Annotated in this window: 23 protein-coding genes; 10 read left to right on the top strand and 13 right to left on the bottom strand. The window is 63.5% G+C overall.

The window, feature by feature from the left end; all coding sequences use genetic code 11:
• Nucleotides 1-71: 71 nt before the first annotated feature.
• The 4 genes from ppx to HYH07_RS16675 all read right to left on the bottom strand — a co-directional run bounded on the left by ppx (nt 72) and on the right by HYH07_RS16675 (nt 5243).
• On the bottom strand, nt 72-1574 hold the full coding sequence (gene ppx, locus HYH07_RS16690; RefSeq protein ID WP_220003502.1) for an exopolyphosphatase: 1503 nt from the start codon (nt 1572-1574) through the stop codon (nt 72-74).
• Nucleotides 1575-1589: 15 nt separating this feature from the next.
• Nucleotides 1590-3779, bottom strand: coding sequence for an RNA degradosome polyphosphate kinase (locus HYH07_RS16685; RefSeq protein WP_057757885.1), 2190 nt, complete (start codon nt 3777-3779; stop codon nt 1590-1592).
• Nucleotides 3780-3929: 150 nt separating this feature from the next.
• A complete protein-coding gene (locus HYH07_RS16680; protein WP_220003501.1) occupies nt 3930-4607 on the bottom strand; it encodes a DnaA ATPase domain-containing protein in 678 nt (225 codons plus the stop codon).
• A gap of 93 nt (nt 4608-4700) precedes the next feature.
• Nucleotides 4701-5243, bottom strand: a complete 543-nt coding sequence (locus HYH07_RS16675; RefSeq protein WP_220003500.1) for a CDP-alcohol phosphatidyltransferase family protein — start codon at nt 5241-5243, stop codon at nt 4701-4703.
• A gap of 155 nt (nt 5244-5398) precedes the next feature.
• Here HYH07_RS16675 and purM point away from each other — a divergent pair, with 155 nt between their 5' ends.
• Together purM and purN are read left to right on the top strand one after the other, a co-directional pair.
• On the top strand, nt 5399-6472 hold the full coding sequence (purM, locus tag HYH07_RS16670; RefSeq protein WP_220003499.1) for a phosphoribosylformylglycinamidine cyclo-ligase: 1074 nt from the start codon (nt 5399-5401) through the stop codon (nt 6470-6472).
• 14 nt (nt 6473-6486) lie between these two features.
• Nucleotides 6487-7140, top strand: a complete 654-nt coding sequence (gene purN, locus HYH07_RS16665; protein ID WP_220003498.1) for a phosphoribosylglycinamide formyltransferase — start codon at nt 6487-6489, stop codon at nt 7138-7140.
• Nucleotides 7141-7228: 88 nt separating this feature from the next.
• On the opposite strand, the gene HYH07_RS16660 is transcribed toward purN, so the two are convergent.
• Nucleotides 7229-7435: a cold-shock protein gene (locus HYH07_RS16660; RefSeq protein ID WP_057757870.1), complete on the bottom strand. Its 207-nt coding sequence runs from the start codon at nt 7433-7435 to the stop codon at nt 7229-7231.
• Nucleotides 7436-7811: 376 nt separating this feature from the next.
• Here HYH07_RS16660 and HYH07_RS16655 point away from each other — a divergent pair, with 376 nt between their 5' ends.
• Nucleotides 7812-8990 (top strand): autotransporter outer membrane beta-barrel domain-containing protein, encoded by a 1179-nt coding sequence (locus tag HYH07_RS16655; RefSeq protein ID WP_220003497.1) that lies wholly within the window; start codon nt 7812-7814, stop codon nt 8988-8990.
• Between the two features lie 19 nt (nt 8991-9009).
• Here HYH07_RS16655 and HYH07_RS16650 read toward each other — a convergent pair whose 3' ends face one another.
• A complete protein-coding gene (locus HYH07_RS16650; protein ID WP_220003496.1) occupies nt 9010-10050 on the bottom strand; it encodes a LysR family transcriptional regulator in 1041 nt (346 codons plus the stop codon).
• Between the two features lie 84 nt (nt 10051-10134).
• Between HYH07_RS16650 and HYH07_RS16645 the strand changes: the two genes are divergently transcribed.
• From HYH07_RS16645 to HYH07_RS16630, 4 genes are all read left to right on the top strand, one after another.
• Nucleotides 10135-10752 carry a hypothetical protein gene (locus tag HYH07_RS16645; RefSeq protein WP_220003495.1) on the top strand — a complete coding sequence of 206 codons (618 nt, stop codon included), beginning with the start codon at nt 10135-10137 and terminating at the stop codon, nt 10750-10752.
• A complete protein-coding gene (locus HYH07_RS16640) occupies nt 10739-11359 on the top strand; it encodes a GNAT family N-acetyltransferase (protein ID WP_057757859.1) in 621 nt (206 codons plus the stop codon). The genes HYH07_RS16645 and HYH07_RS16640 overlap by 14 nt, the downstream gene beginning before the upstream one ends.
• 25 nt (nt 11360-11384) lie before the next feature.
• Nucleotides 11385-11954 (top strand): isochorismatase family protein, encoded by a 570-nt coding sequence (locus tag HYH07_RS16635; RefSeq protein WP_220003494.1) that lies wholly within the window; start codon nt 11385-11387, stop codon nt 11952-11954.
• A 151-nt stretch (nt 11955-12105) separates the two neighbouring features.
• The gene (locus tag HYH07_RS16630; RefSeq protein WP_220003492.1) at nt 12106-12273 is read left to right on the top strand and encodes a hypothetical protein; all 168 of its coding nucleotides are present in this window, start codon (nt 12106-12108) and stop codon (nt 12271-12273) included.
• Nucleotides 12274-12304: 31 nt separating this feature from the next.
• Here the strand turns inward: HYH07_RS16630 and HYH07_RS16625 are convergent, their stop codons facing one another.
• Nucleotides 12305-13900, bottom strand: coding sequence for an FAD-dependent monooxygenase (locus tag HYH07_RS16625; protein WP_312016678.1), 1596 nt, complete (start codon nt 13898-13900; stop codon nt 12305-12307).
• A 96-nt stretch (nt 13901-13996) separates the two neighbouring features.
• On the bottom strand, nt 13997-14752 hold the full coding sequence (locus HYH07_RS16620) for an IclR family transcriptional regulator (RefSeq protein ID WP_220003490.1): 756 nt from the start codon (nt 14750-14752) through the stop codon (nt 13997-13999).
• Between the two features lie 155 nt (nt 14753-14907).
• Here HYH07_RS16620 and HYH07_RS16615 point away from each other — a divergent pair, with 155 nt between their 5' ends.
• Nucleotides 14908-16239: an MFS transporter gene (locus HYH07_RS16615; protein ID WP_228749588.1), complete on the top strand. Its 1332-nt coding sequence runs from the start codon at nt 14908-14910 to the stop codon at nt 16237-16239.
• A 201-nt stretch (nt 16240-16440) separates the two neighbouring features.
• Nucleotides 16441-17823: an aspartate aminotransferase family protein gene (locus tag HYH07_RS16610; protein ID WP_220003488.1), complete on the top strand. Its 1383-nt coding sequence runs from the start codon at nt 16441-16443 to the stop codon at nt 17821-17823.
• A 129-nt stretch (nt 17824-17952) separates the two neighbouring features.
• On the opposite strand, the gene rnd is transcribed toward HYH07_RS16610, so the two are convergent.
• The 5 genes from rnd to HYH07_RS16585 form a co-directional block, all read right to left on the bottom strand.
• The gene (gene rnd, locus HYH07_RS16605) at nt 17953-19101 is read right to left on the bottom strand and encodes a ribonuclease D (RefSeq protein ID WP_220003487.1); all 1149 of its coding nucleotides are present in this window, start codon (nt 19099-19101) and stop codon (nt 17953-17955) included.
• A gap of 392 nt (nt 19102-19493) precedes the next feature.
• Nucleotides 19494-20828, bottom strand: a complete 1335-nt coding sequence (locus tag HYH07_RS16600; protein ID WP_220003485.1) for an ABC transporter substrate-binding protein — start codon at nt 20826-20828, stop codon at nt 19494-19496.
• A gap of 11 nt (nt 20829-20839) precedes the next feature.
• Complete coding sequence (locus HYH07_RS16595) at nt 20840-21709, bottom strand: carbohydrate ABC transporter permease (RefSeq protein WP_220003484.1); 870 nt, start codon at nt 21707-21709, stop codon at nt 20840-20842.
• Nucleotides 21706-22656 (bottom strand): carbohydrate ABC transporter permease, encoded by a 951-nt coding sequence (locus HYH07_RS16590; RefSeq protein WP_220003482.1) that lies wholly within the window; start codon nt 22654-22656, stop codon nt 21706-21708. Before HYH07_RS16590 ends, HYH07_RS16595 begins: the two co-directional genes overlap by 4 nt.
• 1 nt (nt 22657) lies before the next feature.
• A complete protein-coding gene (locus tag HYH07_RS16585) occupies nt 22658-23509 on the bottom strand; it encodes a phosphodiesterase (RefSeq protein WP_220003480.1) in 852 nt (283 codons plus the stop codon).
• Between the two features lie 263 nt (nt 23510-23772).
• Between HYH07_RS16585 and HYH07_RS16580 the strand changes: the two genes are divergently transcribed.
• Nucleotides 23773-24306, top strand: a complete 534-nt coding sequence (locus HYH07_RS16580; RefSeq protein WP_220003479.1) for an REP-associated tyrosine transposase — start codon at nt 23773-23775, stop codon at nt 24304-24306.
• The last annotated feature ends 26 nt before the right edge of the window (nt 24307-24332 follow it).

The following is a 24332-nucleotide window of genomic DNA, read 5'->3' as shown; positions in this document are numbered from 1 at the left end:
TAATTCGATATAGCTCGGTCGATTTGATTTGCATCAACCGGAATCGGTTCTGCGACAGAATGCAGCGCTGGTCAGCGTCTGACGATCGACCCCGATCGTCCGATCAGGCGGGCGAGCTGCTTGAAGCGGCTGCCGACGCGGTCGGCGACGAGATCACCTAACCTGTGCTCGAACACCAGCATCAGCTTGCGCCCATGGCTGCGGAAATGCGTGGCGGGCAGTACGCCCGGGCGCGCCGCCGAGATCAGATGCGCGACGCGGAAGGCCGCGCCAAGCAGGCGGGCGCGCTCGAGCTGGGCCGGCGTCAGCAATTCCTGCACGGTCAGTGGCGGCTGGTTCTCTTCGCTGAGGCCGGCATAGCGATAGAATACCGACAGGCCGATGAAGGCGCGCTCGCGATGGTCGATCGCTCCGAAATTGGCGTTGACCACGAGGCTCAGCGTCTGCTCGCCGCGATGATCGGGATGGACGCGCCAGCCGATGTCGGACAGAAGGCAGGCGGTATGACGCAGGCGACGGTCTTCCTCGGTCTCCCGCAGCTTCACCACGCGCGCGAGGCGATCGGTCCAGGCGATCAGCTCACGGGCGTGCTTGGCCGAGCGTGACAGCAGCTGGTTGAGCTCCTCCGCCGCGCAGATCAGCCCGTCCTTGTTGCGCTCGGACTCCGGCAGCTTCTCGTGCAGCAGGCCTTCGCGCACGCCGAAGGTCGAGAACACGATGGTCTTCGGCTTAGCAACGCGGATGATGTGCTCGAGCACGAGTGCTGCGTAGGTGAGGAGCGGGCGCCGCGCATCCGCGACGACCTCGATGTCGGCGAGCATGTTGGCGGCGGCGAGGCGCCGCAGTCGGCGGGCAAAATCGAGCGCCTCGGCCGCCTGTATGGAATAGCCGTGCATCACCTGTAGCGGATAGCCGCTCTGGATGATGTGGATGCGCGCAAGCGCGCGCCAGGTGCCGCCGACGGCGTAGAAGGTGCGGCCGCGACCGGTGGCGAGCTGGTCGACCTCGTCAATCGCCTCGCGCACGATGCGATCGGCGCGCTTCAGCGATTTGTGCGCGAGGTCCTGGAGCGCGAGGCCGCCGAGCGGCAGCGTCACGCCGCTGCGCACGCTGTTGCCACGTACGTCGATCAGTTCGAGCGAGCCGCCGCCGAGGTCGCCGACGATGCCGTCAGGACGGTGGATACCGGAGATCACACCGAGCGCCGACAGCTTTGCTTCGCGGGGTCCCGAGAGGATCTCGATCTTCACGGCACAGATGCGCTCGGCTTTTGCGATGAAGTCGGGGCCGTTGGAAGCATCGCGGCAGGCGGCGGTCGCGATCGCGAACACGCGCCCGACCTGCATCACGCGGCACAGCGCGCGAAAGCGCTTCAGCGATGTCAGCGCCTTGTCGACGGCGTCCGGCGCGAGCAGGCCCGTGCTCTGCACCTCGCGCCCGAGGCCGCACAGCGTCTTCTCGTTGAAGATCGGAATCAGGCTCCGCGCCAGCGCCTCGTAGACGACGAGACGAACCGAGTTGGAGCCGATGTCGATGACCGCGACGCTAGCGCCACGCTTGCGCGGCCGTTTCAAGGCAAGGATCTCCGGTCAGGACTGATGGCGTTCGTTCCGGCGCGTGAGACGGCGCGGCGAGGATTCCTTGAGCGACTTTCCACGGCCAGACAGACTCGGATTTGTCATGAAGTAATTGTGCACGTTGAAAGGCTCTTCGCCCTTCGCGGCCTTCATACGCGTTGAGGACCCGTCCGGCAACAACTGCCAGCTCTGCTCGTTGTCCTTGAGATTGGCGACCATGATCTGTTCGAGAACCTGCTGATGCACCGTCGGATTTTGCAGCGGACACAGCACCTCGACACGGCGGTCGAGGTTGCGCGGCATCATATCCGCCGATGAGATATACACAGCCGCTTTCGCGCTCGGCAGGCCCTGGCCCATGCCGAAGCAATAGATTCGGCCGTGTTCCAGGAATCGTCCGATGATCGACTTGACGCGGATATTCTCCGACAGGCCGGGAATGCCGGGGCGCAGGCAGCAGATACCGCGGACCACGAGCTCGACCTGCACGCCGGCCTGTGAGGCTTCATAAAGCGCATCGATGATATCAGGATCGACGAGCGCATTCATCTTCATCCAGACCGCGCCGGGCTTGCCGTGACGGGCGTGCTCGGTCTCGCCCTGGATGTGCTCGATGATGCGCTTGCGCAAGGTCAGCGGCGACACCGCCATCTTTTCCAGATCACTCGGCGCGGCGTAGCCGGTGATGAAGTTGAACACGCGCGCGGCGTCGCGGCCGATGGTTGGTTCCGAGGTGAAGTAGGACAGGTCGGTATAAATACGCGCGGTGACCGGATGATAGTTGCCGGTGCCGGTATGGACGTAAGTGGTGAGGCTGCCGCCCTCGCGACGCACCACCATCGAGAGCTTGGCGTGCGTCTTCAGTTCGAGGAAGCCGTAGACGACTTGCACGCCGGCGCGCTCCAGGTCGCGCGCCCAGCGGATGTTTGCCTCTTCGTCGAACCGCGCCTTCAACTCGATCAGCGCGGTGACGGACTTGCCGGCTTCGGCAGCTTCGGCGAGCGCGCGCACGATCGGCGAGTTGTTGGAGGTGCGGTAGAGCGTCTGCTTGATCGCGACGACGTCGGGATCGCGCGCGGCCTGTTGCAGAAACTGCACCACCACGTCGAAGGATTCGTAAGGATGATGGACGATCAGGTCCTTTTGTCTGATAGCCGCGAAGATATCGCCGCCATGCTCGCGCACGCGCTCGGGATGGCGCGGCACGTAAGGGGTGAATTCGAGGTCAGGCCGGTCGAGCCGGGTGAGTTGCGACAGCTCGTTCATGGCAAGCACGCCGTCGACCAGGAATACCTCGTCGTCGGCCGCCGACAGCGCGTGCTGCACGAAGTTGCGCAGTTCTTCCGGCATCTTGGCGTCGATCTCAAGCCGGATCACCGATCCGCGGCGACGCCGCTTCAGCGCGGTCTCGAACAGGCGGACGAGGTCTTCGGCTTCTTCCTCGATTTCGAGCTCGGAGTCGCGGATGATGCGGAAGGCGCCCTGGCCGTGGAGACTGTAGCCGGGGAACAGGCGATTGATGAACAGGCTGGTGGCCTGCTCCAGCGAGATCAGGCGGACCTTGCTCTCGGCCGGCAGGCGGATGAAGCGGTCGATCTTGCCGGGCATGCGGATCAGCGCGTTCATCGGCTTGCCATCAGCCTCGCGCGTCAGCTGGAGTGCGATGGTGAAGCCGAGGCTCGGGATGAACGGGAAGGGGTGGGCTGGATCGATCGCCAGCGGCGTCAGCAGCGGGAACACATTGTTGAGGAAATACTCCTCGAGCCAGGTTCGCTCCGCCTTGGTGACGTCCTTACCGTCGACCAGCGCGATGCCGACGTCGGCCAGCGTGCCGCGCAACTCACGCCAGATCGCCTGCTGATCACTGGCAAGTTGCGAAACCGTGCGGTTGATCAGCGCCAGCTGCTCGGACGGGGTCAGCCCGTCAGGGGCACGCTCGGCAATGCCCTCGCGGACCTGCGCCTTGATGCCGGCGACGCGGACCATGAAGAACTCGTCGAGGTTATTGGCTGAGATCGACAGGAATCGCACCCGCTCCAGCATGGGGTGGCTGGGGTTGACCGATTCCTCCAGGACGCGACGGTTGAAATGCAGCCAGGACAACTCGCGATTGATGAATCGCTCGGGGCTTGAGGCGATCGCCGGCAAGCCCCCGGTTTCCGTGGCTTTCTCCTTTGTTTCAACAGCTTGCGCGGAATCCATGAGAAGTCGGTCCATCCATTTCGCCCCAATTTGCGACTTATGCGCAAAACCGGCCGGAGCATGTGTTAATGCGATGACGTTTCGATGACATTGATGTTCCGCCGCCGCGCCGCGTCAAGCGGGCCAAGAGGGCCTAGGCGGCGCCTGCGGTCAGGCGTCCCGAAGCAGCTCAGCGGCCAGCGCCCTTGTGACGGGACGGCCGAGCCGCAGCGCCTCGCTGTCGAGCTGTTCCACCGCGCGCCGTGCGGCAGCCGAGGAGCGCTCCAGCCTGGTCGCAAGGTAGCTCACAACAGCCTCGTCCACGGTGAGCTGGCGGTCGGTACAGAACTTGACGATCAGGCCGCGGAACAGCTGGTCATCCGGTGGCGCGAGCGAAATCACGGGGATCGTCCGCAGCCGGGAGCGCAGGTCGCGGAGCTCGACCTCCACCGCCGCTGGCGCCTCGCGTCCGGTGAACAGCACATAGGCTGCGTCCTCGCGGGCGAGGTTCATCAGATGGAAAAGAGCACGCTCGTCAAAATCACCAGCCCTGAGATCCTCAACGACTAGCGCGCCGGTCGCAAGCGCGCCGGGGACGGCGGCGGCACTCAGAGCGCTGGCTGTGGTGGAGCGGGCGCCTGATTGCTCGGCCCAGATCGCGGCGAGATGGCTCTTGCCCGAGCCCTCGGGGCCGGCGAGCCACATGATCCGGTTGGGCCATTCCGGCCAGCTGTCGATCAGGGCGAGACCGGCGGCATTGGCAGGGCCCTCCAGGAAATTGTCCCGGCTGAGGCTCTCCGCATGTGGAAGCGAAAACGCCAATTGTCGGGGATGAACGCGGCCTGCCACGCTTGCTTTGCTCCTTACCGGCGCGCCGGCGTTGTCTAACGAGAATGGACTTATTCGATCGGGAGTTGGCCTTTTGCGGGGCCGCATCCCCTCTCATTTGGCTTCGATCGTGCTCATGTGCCGCAGCCACTCCACGAGATAGAGCGACACCGAGGACAGGGTGAACACCGTGACGAGGCCCATCAGGACGATATCATACGGCGACGACCTGAAGCCGAAGGCGAGGGCGGCCAGCACCAGCGCCGCATACGCGACCTGTGCCGCTGTGTTTAGCTTGGATACTTTCGACGGCCTCATCTCGACCGGCTTGTCGAATAGCCAGGACACGATCACCGCAGTGACGATCATGATGTCGCGGGACACCACCAGGATCACGATCCAGCGCGGGATGTCGCCCCAGATGCCGAGCGACAGGTAGATAGACACCAGCAGCGCCTTGTCGGCCAGCGGATCGAGCAGGGCGCCGAGCTCGCTGGTCATGTTGAAGCGCTTGGCCAAAAAGCCGTCGACGGCGTCGCTGATGCCTGCGATCAGGAAGACGGCGAACGCCACCTCCATTTGGCTCGACACGATGGCCCAAACGATGATCGGGACCAGCATGATGCGGCCCAGGGTAATAATGTTCGGAATACTCACACGGCGCTTCCCGGCACCCGACCTGACCTTGAATCCGGCCTCTAAGAGGCTGAACCGGTTGATATCTCTACATAGTATAGGGCGGGGCGCCACGCTTGCCATTGCGCGTCCCCGGAATTCGACGTAACCAGCCGCAAACCCACTGGAAATCGGGCATGACCGACCGCAAAAACGGCCTCACTTACGCCGATTCAGGCGTCGATATCGACGCGGGCAACCGCCTGGTCGACCTGATCAAGCCGATGGTGCGCGCCACCGCCCGGCCGGGCGCGGATGCCGAGATCGGCGGATTCGGCGGCCTGTTCGACCTCAAGGCGGCCGGCTTCAAGGACCCCGTCCTGGTTGCGGCCACCGACGGTGTCGGCACCAAGGTCAAGATCGCGATCGAGACTGGCCTGCACGGCGGGATCGGCATCGACCTTGTCGCCATGAGCGTCAACGACCTCGTGGTGCAGGGCGCCGAGCCGCTGTTCTTCCTCGACTATTTCGCTTGTGGCAAGCTCGACCCGGAGGCCACCGCCGCCATCGTGGCAGGCGTCGCAGAGGGCTGCCGCGAGTCCGGCTGCGCCCTGATCGGCGGCGAGACCGCGGAGATGCCCGGCCTCTACAAGGACGGCGACTACGACCTCGGCGGATTTGCCGTCGGCGCGGCCGAGCGCGGCACGTTATTGCCGCGGAAGGACATCGCCGCGGGCGATGCCGTGATCGGTCTTGCCTCGTCGGGCGTGCATTCCAACGGCTTCTCGCTGGTGCGCAAGATCGTGGAACAGTCCGGCCTCGGCTTCGAGGCGCAGGCGCCGTTTGCCCCTGTTATGACGCTCGGCGGCGCGCTGCTGACGCCGACGAGGCTCTACGTCAAATCCTGCCTCCGGGCGATCCGCGAGACCGGGGCAGTGAAGGGCCTCGCCCATATCACCGGCGGCGGTTTCACCGACAACATTCCGCGCGTGCTGCCTGCACATCTCGGCGTCGGCATTGATCTGGCACGCCTGCCGGTGCTGCCGGTGTTCAAATGGCTGGCCGCCCAAGCCGGCATCGCTGAGCTCGAAATGCTCCGGACCTTCAACTGCGGCATCGGCATGATCGCGATCGTCGAGCCCGAGAGGGTCGATGAGGTGGTGCGGGTCTTCACCGATGCCGGCGAGACCGTGGCGCAGCTCGGCACCGTGATCCCGGCCGAGGGCGAGCACCGCGTTGTCTATAACGGCCACCTCGACCTGGCACTGTGATGACGGCCGCTGCGATGAAACGGCGCGTCGCCATCCTGATCTCAGGCCGCGGCTCCAACATGTCGGCGCTGATCAAGGCGGCCAGCGCCGCGGATTTCCCGGCGGAGATCGCGCTCGTGGTCTCGAACAAGGCTGACGCGCTCGGGCTCGAACGGGCCAGGGCCGCCGGCGTGACAACGTTGGTGATCGAAAGCAAGCCGTTCGGCAAGGATCGCGCGGGGTTCGAGAAAGTGCTGCAGGCCGCGCTCGATCAGCACGGAATCGAGCTGATCTGCCTCGGCGGCTTCATGCGCCTGTTCACGGCCGAGTTCGCCAGGGCGTGGTACGGGCGGATGCTCAACATCCATCCGTCGCTGTTGCCGTCATTCCCCGGCCTCGACCCGCACGGCCAAGCCTTGCGCGCCGGCGTCAAACTGTCTGGCGCGACAGTCCATTTCGTGGTCCCCGAGACCGACGCCGGCCCGATCGTGATGCAGGGCGCGGTGCCCGTCAGCGATCACGACACGGCCGACACCCTGTCCGAGCGCATCCTCGAACTCGAGCACCGCATCTATCCCGCGGCCCTGAGCCTGCTTGCGACCGGCAAGGTCAGGATCGAGGGCGACGTCTGCAAGACCGCGGGGAGTGGGGCGTCAGAGAATTTTCTGATTGCGCCGGTGGCGACCTGACGCGCACTCGCGTTTCGTCGCTCCAAACAAATCCCCCGGCAGAGCCGGGGGCATCGTCATGATCTCTCGCTGATATCTTCGAGAGAAATCAGGAAACCTTGAGGTTCTCCGCAGATGTCTTGCCGCGGTTCTCCACGAGGTCGTATTCAACGACCTGGTTTTCGTTAAGGGTAGAAAGTCCGGCACGCTCGACCGCCGAGATGTGGACGAACACGTCCTTGTCGCCGCCGTTCGGCTTGATGAATCCGTAGCCCTTGGTTGGGTTGAACCATTTGACGGTGCCCTTTTGTGGCATCCTCAGTCTCCTCCGCTAGATACTAAAAAGACGCGGCCGCTTTTCGCGTGCCACGTCACAAACGGGCTTCCGGAAGTCTGTTCGAGTCTTGAGCCTGTCGCGAAACGCACAGCCGAGCGGCCAATTCCGATTGTGTACGATATTCCAACACGAAAACCGTGCGCTCGCAAGCTGGCGTGCAAACTTCAAGACTGCGCAGGAAATGGCCGCCGGCAATTTGTGACCTGTGGCAGCGGAACCACAATTGGAGGAATCACCCCGGCGAAAGCACGCGGACCGGTTGACCCCTCGTGGCAGTTCAGCACAAATCGTCGCACCTGCTCGCCCTCCGTGTTGTATTTTTGCGGGCCGCCATTTTGCTTCGGGAATAGTCGTCATGTGCTGCACTCAGCAGCCACAAGGGATACGGCAGACGATCGGGCTGGACCGTGTCCGCCGGATCGTGACGGCGATCGCCATGACGCTCGCGGTTGTTGCGATGCTGCCGGCGACCGCGGCCTTCGCGCAGACCCCGACGCCGACTTCGTCTCCGACACCGACGCCAACGCCGACGCCCACCCCGACACCGTCGCCTTCGCCGTCCCCGGGCGCGACGTCGACCAATGCCAACCAGTCAGCCGGCAACAGCACGCTCAATCTGGGTTCGAATTTTCTGGAGCGGCTGGGCGGTCAGGCCTCGAATGGCGTCAACCGGGCCTCCCGCACCAATCCCGGCGGCGGCGGTGCGTCGGAGAATGCAGAGGATCCGCGCTACCGCACCTGGTTCGAGGGTTACGGCATATCGGTCCGCACCGATCCGCAGGGTGATTTCGTCGGTGACAAGCGCACCACGTTCGGCGGTGTCGCCGGCTTCGGGGCGCGGGTCGCGCCAGGCGTCAACCTCGGCTTCTCCGTCGACCAGAGCCACACCGACATCGACGTGCCGCTCGCGCTTCAGTCGGCGACACTCGACCTGACGCAGATCGGTTTCAACGGTTCCCTCGACAAGGGACCCTGGACCTGGGCCTTTGCGCTGGTGCACGGTTTCGGCAAGGTCCATTCCAGCCGTGATACCGGCTTCGGCCTCGCGGTCGCGGGGTATCACGCCACAGTCGACGGTGCGCTCACCGAGATCAACTATTACTGGACCAAGGATCAGATGCGCATCGTGCCAAAGGGCGCGCTCGAATATGTGCGCGCGACCAGCGCGGCATTCCAGGAAGCCGGGGGACTTGACCCACTCAACGTCGGCTCGAGCGCTATCTCGCGTGCGCGCGTCATGATCGGCGCCGAGGTCGGGCGTTACTTCATTTTCGATCGGAAAATCCTGGACCTCTCGGCCTACGGCAAGTTCGTCGACAATTTTTATCAGGACCTCGGCTCGGTGCAGGTCAACCTCGGGACCCAGAACATCATCGTCCCCGGCATCGGCGAGAGCCGTTACGGCATGGACGCTGGCGCCTCGGCCTCGCTCAGCCTGACCAATACCGCGCGGCTGTATGTCAATTACGACGGCAAGTTCCGCAACGAGCTGACATCGCACCAGGGCACGGTCGGCTTCGAATATCGGTGGTGAAGGGACCGCTCCGTCCCACTCACGTCGGCGTCGCCGCAATGTATCCGGACAATCCAAAGCCCTCTCGCGCCGCCGTCATCATCGGTACCAACGCGTTCGGATGGATGAAATCGTCGCGGAAGCAGGGATGGGTCTTTGGATCGAAGATCTTCTTCAGCCAGTCGACCACGATCTTGTGTCGCTCGGAGGTGCGGAACTCCTTGTGATAGGTGAGCCAGAGGTCGGCGTGGTGGCTGACGCTGAGGTCGACCGCGACGAGCGGCGCGCCGAGCGCGATCGACACCGTCGGCAGGAAGCCGATGCCGGCGCCGCGCTCGACCGCGTAGAGCACGCCGACGGACGAGTTGGTCTTGATCCCGACAATGCCTTCGAGCGATTTGAGCCCGAGCACGCGCGCATAGGCGCCGTCATCGACCTGTGGCGAGCTCTGCTTGATAATGCGATGGTTCGGCAATTCGGCAAGCGTCGCAGGCAGGCCGTAGAGATTCGCGTATTCCCTGGAGACGAAGGGGTAGATGTGCAACCGGCCGAGCTTGGCGACGATGAGATCGGGATTGGTCGGTGGCTCGAGCTGGATCGCGATGTCCGACTCCAGTCGTGCGACGTCGGCCTGTTCCATCGCACAACGCAAATCGACGGTGATCTTGCGATAGGTCTTCTGGAAATCGATCAGCCGCGGCAGAATCCAGAAATTGCCGGGACCTTCCGTCACCGCGACGCGCACGGTGCCCCACGTATCGTTCGATGCGCGTGAGGCGCGGCGGAAGACGTTGAAGGCGTGACGCTCCATATGCGCGACATCGGCAATCATCGCGGTGCCTTCGTCGCTGAGCGTGAGCCCGCTCTGGTCACGCAGGAAAAGCTTGCAACCGATGCTCTCTTCGAGCCGGTCGATCCTGCGCATCAATGTGGTGGAGGTGAGCCCGAGCTCTTCGGCAGCGTTGCGGAAACTTTTAAACTTCGCGCAAGCTAAAAACAGCTTCAAATCGTCCCAGGACGCATTTAGCGCTTCTTCATGGTGCTGCATCATTGCAGCACCCCGGTGCAATACTTGCTGCATACTCCTGATCTCCAACCGCTAAGCTTCCGCTCGTTGCGGCGTACAAAACCCCAAACCCCTGAACGATAACGATAGAGGGACGACATGAGTATGGAAAGGGGCTCGTTTGTCGCGAGGCATGATTTCGATGCCTTGCCGCTCAGCCCCGAGGTCGATGTTCGCTGCGCGCATTTTTCCGAAATCGGCGCGCTTTCGGATATGGCGCACCGGCTGGTGCCGGGTGTGCAGATCGGGGCGGTGGAGCTTGCAAGATATTTCGACTTCGATCCGCAGAGCATCCTGACCTTCACCCGGAACGGCACTCTGCTCGGGGGTATGGCCTTTCTGTTCCTTAGCGATCGCGGGCATGACGCATTGCTGCTCGACGATATCTGCCTGACCGCGCCCGACACGCGCCATCTGGCCGCGGCGAATGAGGAGGTCTCTGCGATCTACATCTGGGCGCTCGCCGCGACCGGCCGCGGCATCGCCGGTCTTGGCAAGGCTGCGGCTCATCTTCGCCAGATAAGGTTTCGCGGCGCGGACTGCTATGCGCAGCCGTCAACCGTGGCCGGACGCGAAATCATGAAGGCGACTGGCTTCGAGCCGATCTCGAGCTTTCAGCCGGACCTCTGGTGTTACGAGCGACCGTGGCATCGGCAGCCGATGCGCATGCCTGGCGCGATCATCCAAGCAAGGAGTTTTTCAGATGCACGGCACTAGGATTCCTCTCGCCAAGCCTGACTCCCGTGCCATCACCATCCGCCTCGCGCGCGATCCGAGCGACCTCATGCTGGTCACGGCCATTCGCTCAGCGGTCTATCTTGCCGAGCAGGATTGCCCGTTCGAGGAGGAGTTTGACGGCAATGACATGGTTGCCGCGCATTTCATCGGCTATATCGGCAACGAGCCGGCGGGCTGTCTGCGGGTGCGCTTCTTCGGCGACTTCGCCAAGGTGGAACGGCTTGCGGTGCGTCACCAGTATCGGCGCTCGCGCCTCTCGTTCAAGCTGGTGCAGGCCAGCATCGACTTCGTGAAGCGCAAAGGGTTCCGTAAGATCTACGGCCAGGCGCAGGACCGGCTGGTGGACTTCTGGGCTCATTTCGGCGCCAAGCCGCTCGGCCATAACAGGAAGATCACCTTCTCGGATTTCTCCTACACGGAGATGCTGCTTGAGATCGAGCCAGGACCGGACGCCATCACGCTGGACAGCGATCCCTACGTGATCATCCGTCCCGAGGGCGACTGGGATCGCCCGGGCGTGCTGGACGCCTCGGCGGGGCGGGCGGTGACCTCGCCGCTGCGCGACCTCGCGCTCGCTGACCGCTGAAACTGGTGCAGCTCTGCGCAAGACAATGCCGGTCTCCCACGACGATCCGCTGGTCCTGGTCTGCGCGGACCTCCAGGCGGAATATCTGATCCCGGGGCGTCGCCACGTCATTCTCGACGGCGACACCGCAATCATGCACTGCCTTCAGTTACTGGCGCTGTGGCGGAGCAACCTATGGCCGGTGATGCATCTGAAACGGGTTGCGGAGGCGGCCTGGTTCGATCCGTCATCCAGGCTGACCGATTGGATTGCGGAGGCCAAGCCCCGGCCGGGCGAGATGACGTTCGAGCACGCGCTGCCATCGGCTTACAGCTCGTCGCGTTTCGCCGACCACATGTCCAGCTTACGTCACGTGTGCTGCGTGATGACGGGCTTTTCCCTCGACGAGACCATCCTGGCTACCGTGGTCGAAGGGTTTCATCGCAGCCACCGCTATCGAGTGCTCGACGATGCCGTGGCTTGCTGGCAGCCGGTCACAGGCGAGGCGGCCGTCTACAAGCAGTCGGTGGTGAATGTGATCGGCAATTTTGCTACTGTCCAGTCCAGCGCCGAATTGATCAGAACCAGCGGCGCCGTCGCGTCTAAAGCGCGATGAGATTAGGATGAATCGTCATCGCGCTTTAGGTTCTTGTTTGAGCATGATCTCCGCGCAAACGCGTTCCGCTGATGTCGCGAGGGAAAACAGCTTCGCACTTTTCCGGATCATGGTTTAGGCGGACGCGATCGGCGGATGGACAGGCGGAACATTGTCACGGGGAAACGAGCTCAAGGAGCTGGCAAGCGATCTGTCGCGTGCCCTCGAGGCGGCGCGCCGGATCGGCCTGCCCACGACCGTCTATTTGCTGTCGATGGCCCTGGTCGAGGTGAGGGAAGCCATCGATGCTGCCGGCGATGACGACGACGGTGCGGCCTGACGTTGGCGTGCCAGCGGCCGAAGCGATCTCGTCAGGATCGACCGACAGCGCGCATCAGGATCCCTGATGCCTCGGCGCCGTCGTTATTGCCCGCGTAAGCAACAAACTGATCAGGCCGCACCAGGATCAGCTGCGCCTCATATGTCTCGCGGCCGTCTGCGGCGGTATCCCTGATCACCTTCAGCGGGATGCCAAGGCCCGCGGCGGCTCGCTCGAATGCGGCTCCGGTGGTGCTTTCAGTCAGATCGATCAATGTGAAGCCGCCGCCGAGTTCCTCGAAGACGTTCTTGCCCGACGACAGAGATTGCGGCGCCAGATGATGGCCGGCGCGAGCGGCATAGGTGTGCGAGCCGATCGCGCTGCTGACGCCGCCGGGTGGGCCGAATACGATCGGCGATCCCTCGTAATTCGGCTCGAAGGCGTTGACCTCCGCGCGCGCGCCGGAATGTCGTGCGCGCCAGGCAACCTCGAAATCCGCCCGATCCCGCGCCGGATCATGCTGCCGCAAAAAATCCCGGTCGCGGAAGATCGATGCCTCGATGAAGTCGCGCGCGGTGGACGCGAAGACCGGGCGGCGCTCGGCGTCGTAGCTGTCGAGCAGACCGGCAGGGGCCCAGCCTTGCACGGTTGCAGCGAACTTCCACGCCAGATTGACCGCGTCCTCGAAGCCGCTGTTGATGCCATAGCCGCCATAGGGCGGATGGCTGTGCGCGGCGTCTCCGGCGACGAAGATTCGGCCTGCGCGGTAGCTGTCGGCGAGCGTGAAACGCAGATCCCAGAATCCGATGTGCTCGAATTCGACGTCGAATTCCGCGCCTGCCGCCTCGTGAAGTAGGCGCCGGAAATCGAAATTGTCGCGGGTGGTCCCAGTGGGGACGGGGGCGTGGAAGAACCAGGTGGTGCCAAGATCGACCCTGCCGAAGAATTTCCAGTAACCTTCGAGGTCCGGATGCAGCACGTTGTAGAATGACTTGCCCGGATATCTGCCGAGCAAGCGGTGCAATTCGGTGGAACGAAACACCAGGAGGACCATCAGGCGATCGTGGTCGGCGCGGGTCTGGGTGATACCCGCCTGCTCGCGCACGATTGACCGGCTGCCGTCGCAGCCGACGACGTAATCGGCACGCAAGCTCTGCTTCGTCCCCTCGCGGTTGACGATTTCGATGACGACGCCATCGGCTTCAGACCGCACCTCCTGACAGGTCCATCCATAGCGCAGGTCGATGGCGGGAAGCTGTGCTGCCCTTTGCCGCAGCACGGTTTCGGTTGCGTATTGCGGCAGGCGCTCATTGTCGGTGAAGTAAAATGGCCGAACCAGTTCGCGCTGGAGCCAGTTGTAGTTGTATCCGCTGAGCAGCGTGCCGTGGCTGGTCATTCCGCCGATGCCATAATCGGGTGGAATGGTGCGAGCGGTCCGCAGCGCCGCCTCCGCGCCCCAGAAATGGAAATGCTCCATCGTCCGCTGCGTGAGGTTCTGCCCCTTCGGGATCGGCTGCGGCTGCTCATAGCGCTCGACCACGATGGTCTCGATGCCGCGCTGGCCAAGTCCTATCGCCAAGCCCATCCCGACCGGTCCGCCGCCGACGATCACGACGGGCGCCTCGTTGTTCACCTGAGCCTGTGTCACGTCGCTTTCCCGTACCTGTCGTCGCGCCCGGCGCGACTTGTATGTTCAGATGCGGCGTGAACGACATTTCGTCAAGTTAAATCTCAAATAATGAGATTACTTAGCATCATCTTCAGTCGCGGCTGAGATCTGCCGGGCGGCTTCACGGACCTCCGAACTGATGCGGTCGATCAATTCGCCATTGGCATGCTGTCCGCCGATCGTGATGCAGAGACTCGCGATCGGGTAGCTTGCATCGAGAATCGGCGCGGCTATCCCGACAGCGCCGGCCGTCACTTCGCCGAAGGCAACCGCAACGCCCGCGCGACGCACGCGCTTCAGCGCAGCCAGGATGTCGTCGGGCGTGTCGCCGAAGCCGACGCTGCGCAGATCATCGGCGTAGCGCGTGACCAGCGGCATGAGGCGTTGCTTGGGCAGGAAGGCCATGATCGAGCGCGCGATCGCGCCACGTCCCATCGCCATCGGTCTGCCGCGCGGATAGCTGCTCGCCGGCGCAGCGGCGGATGCGATCGAGGCTACACACAGTATTTTGTCGCCATACCAGCGCACGATGAGCGCTGTGCCGGGATACGTTGCCGAAAGGCGCTCCAGGTGTGGCGTGGCGGTTGCTATCAGCGGATCGGAGCGGCGGCTGAGATAATCCATCTCGACCACGCGCGGGCCAAGCGCGAACCGCCCGTTGCGCGTCGGCATCACGAAGCCGCTGTCTTTCAGGCTCTTCAGGTAGCGATACAGCGTCGGCCTGGTGTAGCCGAGCTCCGTCATGAGTTCCTCGGGCGACCATTGCGGACGTGTCTCGGTGAAGAGATCGAGCAGGGCAAGGACCCGATCCTGACTGTTTGCCTTGACCAATTTCGGTGCGATCCAGCTTCGCGTTTGACCGTCTTATCGGCGTTTGGGGAGGCCGCAAAACAGCCGAAATCATCGCCGCTTGCACTAACAATAATCTCACTATAAGAGATTAATGAAAGAAAAATAGTGCAGGGATGACCGGGGAGAGCGCCCACATGGCCGTCACAGCAATGGGCGAGGTCGTATCCGATGCGGTCGACGTTCCCGCCTTTATCGACCGGCAGCCGGTCGGTGCCTTTCAGCTGCGGGTGCTGCTGGTGTGTGCCGCGGTGCTGTTCATCGACGGCTTTGACACCCAGGCGATCGGCTATGTCGCCCCTGCGGTGGCGCAGGAATGGAAGCTTGCGCGCGCCAGCCTCGGGCCGGTGTTCAGCGCCGGGCTTCTCGGTCTCATGATCGGCGCGCTGATCTTCGGTCCGATGGCCGACAGGATCGGCCGTCGCCGCATCATTCTCGCGAGCACGTTGGTGTTCGGCGTCGGCACCTTTCTCACCGTGTTCGCGCCGGATGCAAATTGGCTGATCGCTCTACGTCTGCTGACCGGGCTCGGGCTGGGCGGTGCGATGCCGAACGCCGTCGCGCTCACCTCCGAATTCAGCCCCCATCGCCGTCGCGCCACCCTTGTGATGATCATGTTTGCGGGCTTTTCGATCGGTGCGGCCCTGGGCGGGCTGCTTGCCGCCGCGCTGATTCCCGCCTTTGGCTGGCGCTCGGTGTTTCTGGTCGGCGGTCTCGTGCCGCTGATGCTGCTGCCGTTCCTCTTCAAGGCGCTGCCGGAATCGATCCGGTTCCTGGCGATGGTCGGCGCCCGCGACCACGAGGTAGGCAATCTCCTGAAAAGGATCGCCCCAAATACGTCCTTCGCCGGCGAGGTGAAATTCGTGGTGCAGGAGCCGAAACTGGCGGGCCTGCCTGTCGCACATCTGTTTGCGGAGGGGCGCGGCCGGGTAACTCTGCTGCTCTGGATCGTGTTCTTCATGAGCCTGCTCGACCTCTATCTGCTGTCGAACTGGCTTCCCACCGTGTTGAACGATCTCGGCGTTTCGGTGTCGGCCGCCGCCGCGATCGGCGCCATGTTGCAGGTCGGTGGCGTCGTCGGCACCTTCACGCTCGGCCATTTCATCGACCGCTTCTCGTTCCGCGCGCTGTCGTTGACCTATTTCGTCGCCGCAGGTGCGGTCACAGCGATCGGCCTGGTCAGCCATTCGATCGTCCTGGTCACGATTGCGATCTTTGCATCCGGATTCTGCATCGTCGGAGGGCAGATCGCCTCGAACGCCTTGACGGCGACCTTCTATCCGACGGCGATCAGATCGACAGGCGTCGGATGGGCGCTCGGCATCGGCCGCATCGGCTCGATCGTGGGACCGCTGGTCGGTGGGGCAATGCTGGCCCGCGAAATGGGGGCGCAGCCGCTGTTCGCCGCGGCGGCGGTCCCGGCGCTGGTGGCCGCGGTGGCGGCCTTCATGCTGGCCCGGCGGATTTAGCCGCGGCGGCCCGGCCATATGCGGTAACGCCAGCGCTGCTTTCCTGCAACGCTCATGTGCGCCTGCTGTCAACGAAATGGCGTTGCAAGTTGCGGCGCGGCGCAATAGCCAAGGTATCGACGTTTTGTTTGGACAAGCCTCGTCCTCGGATGGAGGCTGCGTCATGACGTCCGATGACGCACCAGTTAGGGAATCCCCGCGATGACGATGCTGCCCAATTCGCAAGAAGCCCGCGATGTGGCCTACCAGCTCCACGCGTATACCAACGCGCGCGCCCATCAGCAGGCGGGTCCGCTGGTGATCGAGCGCGGCGAGGGGCCCTACGTGTTCGACGCGTCGGGCAAGCGCTATTTCGAGGCGATGGCAGGCCTGTGGAGCGTCGGGCTCGGCTTCAACGAGAAGCGGCTGGTGGAAGCCGCGCACAAGCAGATGCAGGCGCTGCCATTTTATCACACCTTCTCGGCCAAATCGCACGGGCCCTCGATCGACCTCGCCGAGAAGCTGGTCGCGCTCGCGCCTGTGCCGATGAGCAAGGTGTTCTTCACCAATTCAGGCTCGGAGGCAAACGACACTGTCCTCAAGCTGATCGCCTATCGCTCGAACTCTCTCGGCCAGCCGCAGAAAAAGAAGATCATCAGCCGGATGCGCGCCTATCACGGCGTCACCATCGCGTCGGCGAGCCTCACCGGCCTGCCCAACAACCACCGCTCGTTCGACCTGCCGCTGCCAAATATCCTGCACACGGGCTCGCCGCATTTCTACAAGGACGGCGCGCCCGGCGAGAGCGAGGAGGCGTTCGCGACGCGCCGGGCCGAGGAGCTCGATGCGCTGATCCAGAAGGAAGGCCCCGACACGATCGCCGCCTTCTTCGGCGAGCCGGTGATGGGCGCAGGCGGCGTTATCGTGCCGCCGGCGACCTATTGGGACAAGATCCAAGCTGTCCTGAAGAAGTACGACATCCTGCTGATCGCCGACGAGGTGATCTGCGGCTTCGGCCGCACCGGCAAGATGTTCGGCTGCGAAACTTATGGCATCAAGCCCGACGCGATGGTGGTCTCCAAGCAGATCACCTCCAGTTATTTCCCGCTGTCGGCGATCATCATGAACGACCGCATGTTCGAGCCGATCGCCGACGAGAGCAACAAGATCGGCGTGCTCGGCCACGGCTTCACCGCTGGCGGCCATCCGGTCGGCTCGGCGGTTGCGCTCGAAAATCTCAAGATCATCGAGGAGCGTGGTCTGGTCGCACATGCCGCCGAGCTTGGCGGTTACATGCAGGGCAGGCTTCGCGAACTCACCAGCCATCCGCTGGTTGGCGAGGTCCGCGGCGTCGGCATGATCGCGGCGCTCGAGCTCGTGCTCGACAAGGGCCGCAAGACGGCAGCGGCGACGCCGGGGGCCGTCGGCGGCATCGCGAGCCGCATGCTGCAGGAACGCGGCGTGATCGCGCGCAACATGCTCGACGCCATCGCCATCTGCCCGCCGCTGATCACCACCAAGGCCCAGATCGACGAGCTCGTGGCGGCGATTACTGGTGTGCTTGATGACATGAAGGGCGAAGTGGCGAAGCTGACGCCGGCGTAGGGGCACGCTGCTGCGTCACATTCCGTCATTGCGAGGGTAGCGAAGCAATCCAGAGTCTTTCCGCGGCAGCAGACTGGATTGCTTCGCTACGCTCGCAATGACGATGGAGAGCGCGGAGGCAGTTTCGGCCTACGCCCGCTGAACCCCGATCACGCGGCCCTTTTCGATCGCGAGCGCGAGCTCGCCGCGCTTGAGCTTCAGCGCAGCCTCGCCGAACAGCTCGCGGCGCCAGCCGCGCAGGGCCGGCACGTCGGCGTCGTCATCGGCCGCGATCTCCTCAAGATCGTCGACGGTGGCGATCACCTTGCTCGCCACCGCATGGCGCTCGGCGGTCATGCGCAGCAGCACCTTCAACAGCTCGACGGTGGCCGCGCCATTGGAATTGTTGCGCGGCTTCTCCAGCTTCGGCAGCGTCGAGAAATCCCGCGCCAGCCCGCGCTCGACGGCTGCGACGATGTCAGCGCCCCATTTGGATTTCTCAAATCCCTTCGGCACCGAGCGGAGATGCGCGAGCTTCTCCAGCGTGTTCGGCGCATGGGTGGCGATGTCGGTGACGGCCTCGTCGCGCAGCACGCGGCCGCGCGGCACGTCCCGGCTCTGCGCCTCCTGCTCGCGCCAGGCGGCGACTTCCATCAGCACGGCAAGATCCTTCGGCTTGCGCACCCGCGTCTTCAGCCGTTCCCAGGCGCGCTCGGGGTGGAAGTCGTAGGTCTTGGGCGAGGTCAGGATCTCCATCTCGATGGAGACCCATTCGCTGCGGCGGCGCCTCTTCAGATCGGCGTCGAGCGCGGCGAACACGTCTCGCAAATGCGTGACGTCGGAGACCGCGTAATGCATCTGCTCCTTGGTCAGCGGCCGGCGCGACCAGTCGGTGAAGCGGTGGGTCTTGTCCGGGCGGTGGCCGGTGACCTTCTCGACCAGGGCGTCATAGGCGATGCTGTCGCCATAGCCGAGCACCATGGCGGCCACCTGGGTGTCGAATACCGGGTGCGGGATGATATTGGCCTGGTGCCAGATGATCTCGATGTCCTGGCGCGCGGCGTGAAACACCTTGAGCACAGCCTCGTTGCCCATCAGCTCGAAGAACGGCTTGAGGTCGAGGCCCTCGGCCAGGGTGTCGATGACAACAGCTTCCTCGGGGCTGGCCATCTGCACCACGCACAAGAGCGGGTAATAGGTGGTCTCGCGCAGGAACTCGGTATCGACAGTAATGACGGGGTGCTTGGCCAGCCGGCTGCAGGCAGCCGCAAGGTCAGCAGTGGTGGTAATCAAATCCATGAACGGCCCATGACACTTGGTATCAGCCGTTCTGCCGAAAGCGCTGTGATGTCAAGGGGCTCTAAGCGAATTCGAGTCTTGCATTGGGGCCAGAATCGCTCCTTTCCGACGAAATTCCTATTCGTAGCGGACCCGCTGCGAGGATTTGCGGGCACAGGGCAATGCCACGACCAGCACGCACATGGCGACCATCGCCAGTCCCAGGAACTCGAAAACCAACAAATCCACGGCGGAAATCTCCAGAAACATCAGTAGATTTGTCGGGGGTGCGTTGAGGGTCTGTTAATTGCAATGGTTACCGGCGGCGGGCTGGGCCGGATGGTGGACGGGGGGTTAACGGGGGGCGCCCCGAGGGACGGAGCGCCGATGTTTGTTCGCCGGTCCAGACCGCCTCAGGGCAGCTTCAGCGACGTTTCCGCATTGTACGGCTTCAGCGTCTCGTCCGCGGCCTTCTGCGCGGCGACCAGGGCTTCCTTCGGCTGCTTCTTGCCGTTGAGGACCAGCATGACCTCGTCCTCGAGATTCTTGCGGACCGGCACGGTCTTGTAGGTCGCGAACCAGGGCTTGGCGACGTCGAGCTGCTCGACCGCGGTCTTGGCGTCCGGGTTCTTGCCCAGGAAGTCGACCATGTCAGGCGTCTTGTAGGCGGCCATGTTGGGCGCGAAATAGCCGGTGGCGCGGCTCCACCAGGCGCTCTTCTCGGGCGAGGTCATCCACTTGATCAGCGTCCAGGCGGCCTTCTGCTTGTCGGCTTCGACGCCCGCCGGAATGATCAGCGAGGCGCCGCCGATCGGCACGGCGTTGCGGACGTTGCGCGGAATGAAGGCGACCTTGTAGTTGAACTTGGCGTTCTCGCGCACGTAGGTCAGCGAGCCGGTCGACAGCATCATCATCGCGGCGTTGCCTGAAATGAAGGAGGTGCTGACGGCCGGACCGGGCGTGGCGCCGGGCGGGTGAACCCGGTGCTTGCTCACGAGATCATTCCACCAGGTCAGTGCGCCCAGCATCGAGGGCGTATCGTAATAGACTTCGCCGCCGAACTCCTCGTTGTAGTAGCGCCCGCCATTGCTCATGGTGAGCGTTTCCATCATCCAGCCGCAATAATCGTAGGCGCAGGGGATCGTGATGCCCCATTGCGTGACCTTGTCGCCCTCGCGCCTGGTGAGCTTCTTGGCCCAGTCGGTCAGCTCGGCCCAGGTCTGCGGCGGCTTGTTGGGATCGAGGCCTGCTTCCTTGGCCTTGTCGGCGTTGATGTAGAGCAGCGGCGTCGAATTGTGGAAGGGCACGCCATAGACCGAGCGGTTGATCACGGCATTGCCCTGGAGCGCCGGGAAGAACTGGCCGAGGAATTTTTCCTTGGTGGTGCCGTCTGCGGCGATCAAGGAATCGAGATTGGTGAGCTCGTTCTCGATCTGCATGTCGAGCAGGAAGTTCGCCGACATGATCACGGCGGCCGGCGGCTTGCCGGCCTTCATCGAGGCGCGCGTCTTGATCAGCGTGTCGTCATAGGAGCCGGTGTAGACGGCGGTTGCCTTGATGTCGGGATGGGTCTCGTTGAACTCCTTGATCAGCGTGCCCATGTCGCGGGCGAGCTTGCCGTCGACGGGCACGGGGAAGAACAGGTCGATCTCGGTCGGACCTTCGCCGGCGAGAGCCGGGAAGGCGAGGGCGCTTGCCAAAGTGCCTGCCATTGCGAGGCCGAGCATGAGCCGGCGGGAAAGCAGCATCGGAAAATCTCCTATTTGATGCCTGAGGTGACGAAAGAGCTGATGAAGCGCTTCTGGAAGATCAGGAAGGTGATGAGCAGCGGTGCGATCACCATCAGCGTGCCGGCGGCGATGGTGCCCCAGGCCTGCGTGCCTTCCGCGGTTGCGGTGAAGACCGAGAGGCCAACCGTGAGCGGCCGTTTGTCGGGCGAGTTGATCACCATCAGCGGCCACAGGAAGTCGTTCCAGTGGCTGGTCACCGAGATGATGGCAAAGGCCGAAAAGCTCGGGATCGACAGCGGCACATAGATATGGCGGATGCGCTGGAATAGGCTGGCGCCGTCGATCAGCGCGGCGTCTTCCAGCTCGGTCGGGATCGCTTCGAACGCCTGCCGCATCAGGAAGGTGCCGAAGGCAGAGGCGAAGAACGGCATCATCACGCCGGCGAGCGTGTCGTAGAGGCCGAACTGCGCGATGATGCGCAGGTTCGGCACGATCAGCAGCACCGGCACCAGCATCAGCTGCATCAGGAACAGATAGAAGATCAGCGTCTTGCCGGCGAAGTCGAGCCGCGCGAACGCAAACCCCGCCAGTGTGATCGTGACGAACTGCACCAGCAGGATGCCGGTGCAGATGATGGTGGTGTTGAGGAAGTAGCGCGGGAAGTCGCCGATCTCCCAGGCCTCCTTGATATTGTCGAGCGTCGGCTTCAGGCTCGGGATCAGCTCGGCCATCAGATTGATGCCGTCGGAGGACGGACGTAGCGTCGCAACTCCCATCCACAGGAACGGGATCAGCCAGGCGAGCGCGAGCAGGACGGTCAGCAGGAAGCCGAGTTTGGGCGTGATCTCGTTGCGGGTGGCGAGCGGGGCGTCCTTGTAGAGACGATCGATCAGCTTCATGGCCCGCCCTCGCGGGTTGCCATGGTGCGGAACGACAGCGCCGTGAGCGCCATCAGGGCGGCGAGGGTCAGCAGCGTTGCCGCCGACGCCATGCCGATGTCGTAGTGCTCGACGGCTTGTTGGTAGATGTAGAACAGTACGAGATTGGTCGCGTTCGACGGGCCGCCCTTGGTCATGACAAAGACATGGTCGACCTGGGTCACCGCATTGAGCGTGGCGATGACGGTGACGAACAGGAAGGTGGGCTTGAGCTCCGGCAGGATGATGTAGCGCAGCCGCATGAGCGGGCCAGCACCATCGAGATGCGCCGCTTCCATCACGTCCTCGGGCACGGCCTGGAGGCCGGCCAGGAAGAACAGCATGTAATAGCCGGCGTTCTTCCAGATCGTGATGATCATGATCGCGTAGAGCGCGATGTCGGGGTCGCCGAGCCAGTTTGGCAGCACCGGCAGCAGGCGGCCGATGTAATAGTCGAGCAGGCCGACATTGGGCAGGAAGATGAACAGGAACAGCGCGGATGCCGCGACCATGGGGATCAGCACCGGCAGGAACAGCGCGGCGCGCAGCGCGCTGGTCACCACATTGGTCCGCGCCAGCGCCAGGGCGAACAGCAGCGCGAGGCCGATGCTCGGGGTCGCTGTGCCGACGGCGTAGATCGCATTGTTGGTGACAGCACCGGTGAAGGCGGGATCCGCCAGCACAGCAGCGATGTTGTCGAGCCCGACAAACCGAAGCGGCGCCTTTGGCGTCGCGCGTTGATACAGCGCGTCGATGACCACGCGTCCCATCGCCCCGTAAGTGAACAGCGCTAGGAAGATCAGCGAGGGCAGCAGCAGCAGATAGGCCGGCAGCGAGGCTCTGAAGCGGGCCGTGAACCGCATCAGGATGTTCAGCCGCGTCGGCACGGATGCCGCGACCGGGAGAGCCGCGGGTTCTGCGAGGCTCATGTCATCGCGCCGGGAAATTGAGCGCATAGTCGCGGCCGTCCACGCCCGCAGGTGGGTCGAAGGGGAAGCGCAGACTGGTGTCGAGGAAATCGTGACTGTGCACGACGAGATTGTCGGCGTCGATCAGCACCACGCCATAGGCTGGCGGCTCGTGGCTGGCGAGATGGTCGGCGGCGTTGGCATCAAGCTCGAACCAGACCTGGTGGTTGGTGCCGCGCAGCGTCGAGAACGGGATCTTGCCATAGCTGCCGAAGATCGGCCGGTGCACATGGCCGAAGAAGAGATGGCGGATACGCGCGCGATAGGGCGCGATCACCTCGGCAAAGTCGGCGCTCTGCTTCAGCGCGATCTCGTCCATCGCGTGGACGCCGACCGGGAAGGGCGGGTGATGCATGAACACGACGAACTGTTGGTCGGCGGGTGCGGCGGAAAGCGTCTTCGCCAGCCACCCGAAGCGCTTCGCGCACATCTCGCCGGCGTGGCTGGTCTCGTCCAGCGTGTCGAGGAAGACGAACAGGCCATGCTCGGTGGTGCGGGTGCCCTGCACAAAACCGTTGGGATCGCGCGGCGCGGCCTTCAGCCCATCGAGGCAGGCGACGCGCTTGTCGTGATTGCCGACCATGGCAATGTACGGAATCTTCAGCGCCGCCATCGCCTCGGCGAAATTGGCGTAGGATTCAGGCTCGCCCCAATGGGTGAGGTCGCCGGTCACGACCGCAAAGGCGGCATCGGACTGGTGCTTGTTGATGTCGGCGATCGCCGCATCGAGCCGGGTGCGCGGGTCGAGGCCGTAGAGCTTCAGCCCGGGGTTTGCGAGATGGGTGTCGGTGATGTGGATGAATTTGAAGGGCATGCGCGCTCTGTCGGGGCTGTCTCGAGGATGGGCGCCTCCGGCAGGACGGCCCTGGCAGGGCGTTAGTGCGCGTGTGTTTCAGTTTGATGACAATGGTTCCCGAGGCTTCGAATTCCACAGTCGTAGGGTGGATTAGCCGAAGGCGTAATCCACCTCGGCGAGAGAAGTGGTGGATTACACCTCGCTAATCCACCCTACGAAGAAGGGTTTGTCGCTCGCTAGGTGAACTTTGATGCAACATCAAGTTGTGCTATCCATGGCGAGTGTCCTGCTACCGCCGCGCATTTGTCTCCGGAGGATGTTGGTTCTTCACCGTGAACCTGCTCGATCGACGGCAAGCTCTTTTGACCGATCAGATTGAAGCTTTGCGGGGCGCGGTCGCCGCAACGCGCCAGACCCATCCCTTCGACATAGATGCTTTCGTGGTTCTCCCGGATCACCTGCATGCCATCTGGAAGTTACCGCCCGGCGACGCGGATTTTTCGGTCCGTTGGCGATTGATCAAGACACGTTTCGCGAAAGCCCTCCCGGCGAATGAACGCCTGAGCGCAGTCCGCGCCGCACGGAACGAACGCGGTATCTGGCAACGCCGGTTCTGGGAGCATCTCATTCGTGACGAGGCCGATTACGCGCGGCACGTGGAGTATTGCTATTTCAATCCAGTCAAGCATGGGCACGTTTCGAAAGTGAGTGACTGGCCGTACTCGTCGTTTCATCGCGACGTGCGAGCGGGATTGTTTCCCGAAGATTGGGGCGGGGACGCCAAGGTCGCAGGCGAGTTCGGAGAACGGGCATGATAGCCGCGTTGACCTGTAGGGTGGAT

It is taken from the genome of Bradyrhizobium sp. BR 10261, assembly GCF_019455395.1.
Classification (GTDB): Bacteria; Pseudomonadota; Alphaproteobacteria; order Rhizobiales; family Xanthobacteraceae; genus Bradyrhizobium; species Bradyrhizobium manausense.
The sequence above is the reverse complement of the archived record's forward strand: the minus strand, read 5'-3'. Positions and strand labels throughout refer to the sequence as shown.

What these genes read in the sequence shown, in the direction of transcription:
- HYH07_RS16685 (WP_057757885.1), bottom strand. Translation starts at nt 3,779, where the DNA reads ATGGATTCCGCGCAAGCTGTTGAAACAAAGGAGAAAGCCACGGAAACC.
- purM (WP_220003499.1), top strand. Translation starts at nt 5,399, where the DNA reads ATGACCGACCGCAAAAACGGCCTCACTTACGCCGATTCAGGCGTCGAT.
- purN (WP_220003498.1), top strand. Translation starts at nt 6,487, where the DNA reads ATGAAACGGCGCGTCGCCATCCTGATCTCAGGCCGCGGCTCCAACATG.
- HYH07_RS16660 (WP_057757870.1), bottom strand. Translation starts at nt 7,435, where the DNA reads ATGCCACAAAAGGGCACCGTCAAATGGTTCAACCCAACCAAGGGCTAC.
- HYH07_RS16655 (WP_220003497.1), top strand. Translation starts at nt 7,812, where the DNA reads ATGTGCTGCACTCAGCAGCCACAAGGGATACGGCAGACGATCGGGCTG.
- HYH07_RS16650 (WP_220003496.1), bottom strand. Translation starts at nt 10,050, where the DNA reads ATGCAGCAAGTATTGCACCGGGGTGCTGCAATGATGCAGCACCATGAA.
- HYH07_RS16645 (WP_220003495.1), top strand. Translation starts at nt 10,135, where the DNA reads ATGAGTATGGAAAGGGGCTCGTTTGTCGCGAGGCATGATTTCGATGCC.
- HYH07_RS16640 (WP_057757859.1), top strand. Translation starts at nt 10,739, where the DNA reads ATGCACGGCACTAGGATTCCTCTCGCCAAGCCTGACTCCCGTGCCATC.
- HYH07_RS16635 (WP_220003494.1), top strand. Translation starts at nt 11,385, where the DNA reads ATGCCGGTCTCCCACGACGATCCGCTGGTCCTGGTCTGCGCGGACCTC.
- HYH07_RS16615 (WP_228749588.1), top strand. Translation starts at nt 14,908, where the DNA reads ATGGCCGTCACAGCAATGGGCGAGGTCGTATCCGATGCGGTCGACGTT.
- HYH07_RS16610 (WP_220003488.1), top strand. Translation starts at nt 16,441, where the DNA reads ATGACGATGCTGCCCAATTCGCAAGAAGCCCGCGATGTGGCCTACCAG.
- rnd (WP_220003487.1), bottom strand. Translation starts at nt 19,101, where the DNA reads ATGGATTTGATTACCACCACTGCTGACCTTGCGGCTGCCTGCAGCCGG.
- HYH07_RS16600 (WP_220003485.1), bottom strand. Translation starts at nt 20,828, where the DNA reads ATGCTGCTTTCCCGCCGGCTCATGCTCGGCCTCGCAATGGCAGGCACT.
- HYH07_RS16595 (WP_220003484.1), bottom strand. Translation starts at nt 21,709, where the DNA reads ATGAAGCTGATCGATCGTCTCTACAAGGACGCCCCGCTCGCCACCCGC.
- HYH07_RS16590 (WP_220003482.1), bottom strand. Translation starts at nt 22,656, where the DNA reads ATGAGCCTCGCAGAACCCGCGGCTCTCCCGGTCGCGGCATCCGTGCCG.
- HYH07_RS16585 (WP_220003480.1), bottom strand. Translation starts at nt 23,509, where the DNA reads ATGCCCTTCAAATTCATCCACATCACCGACACCCATCTCGCAAACCCC.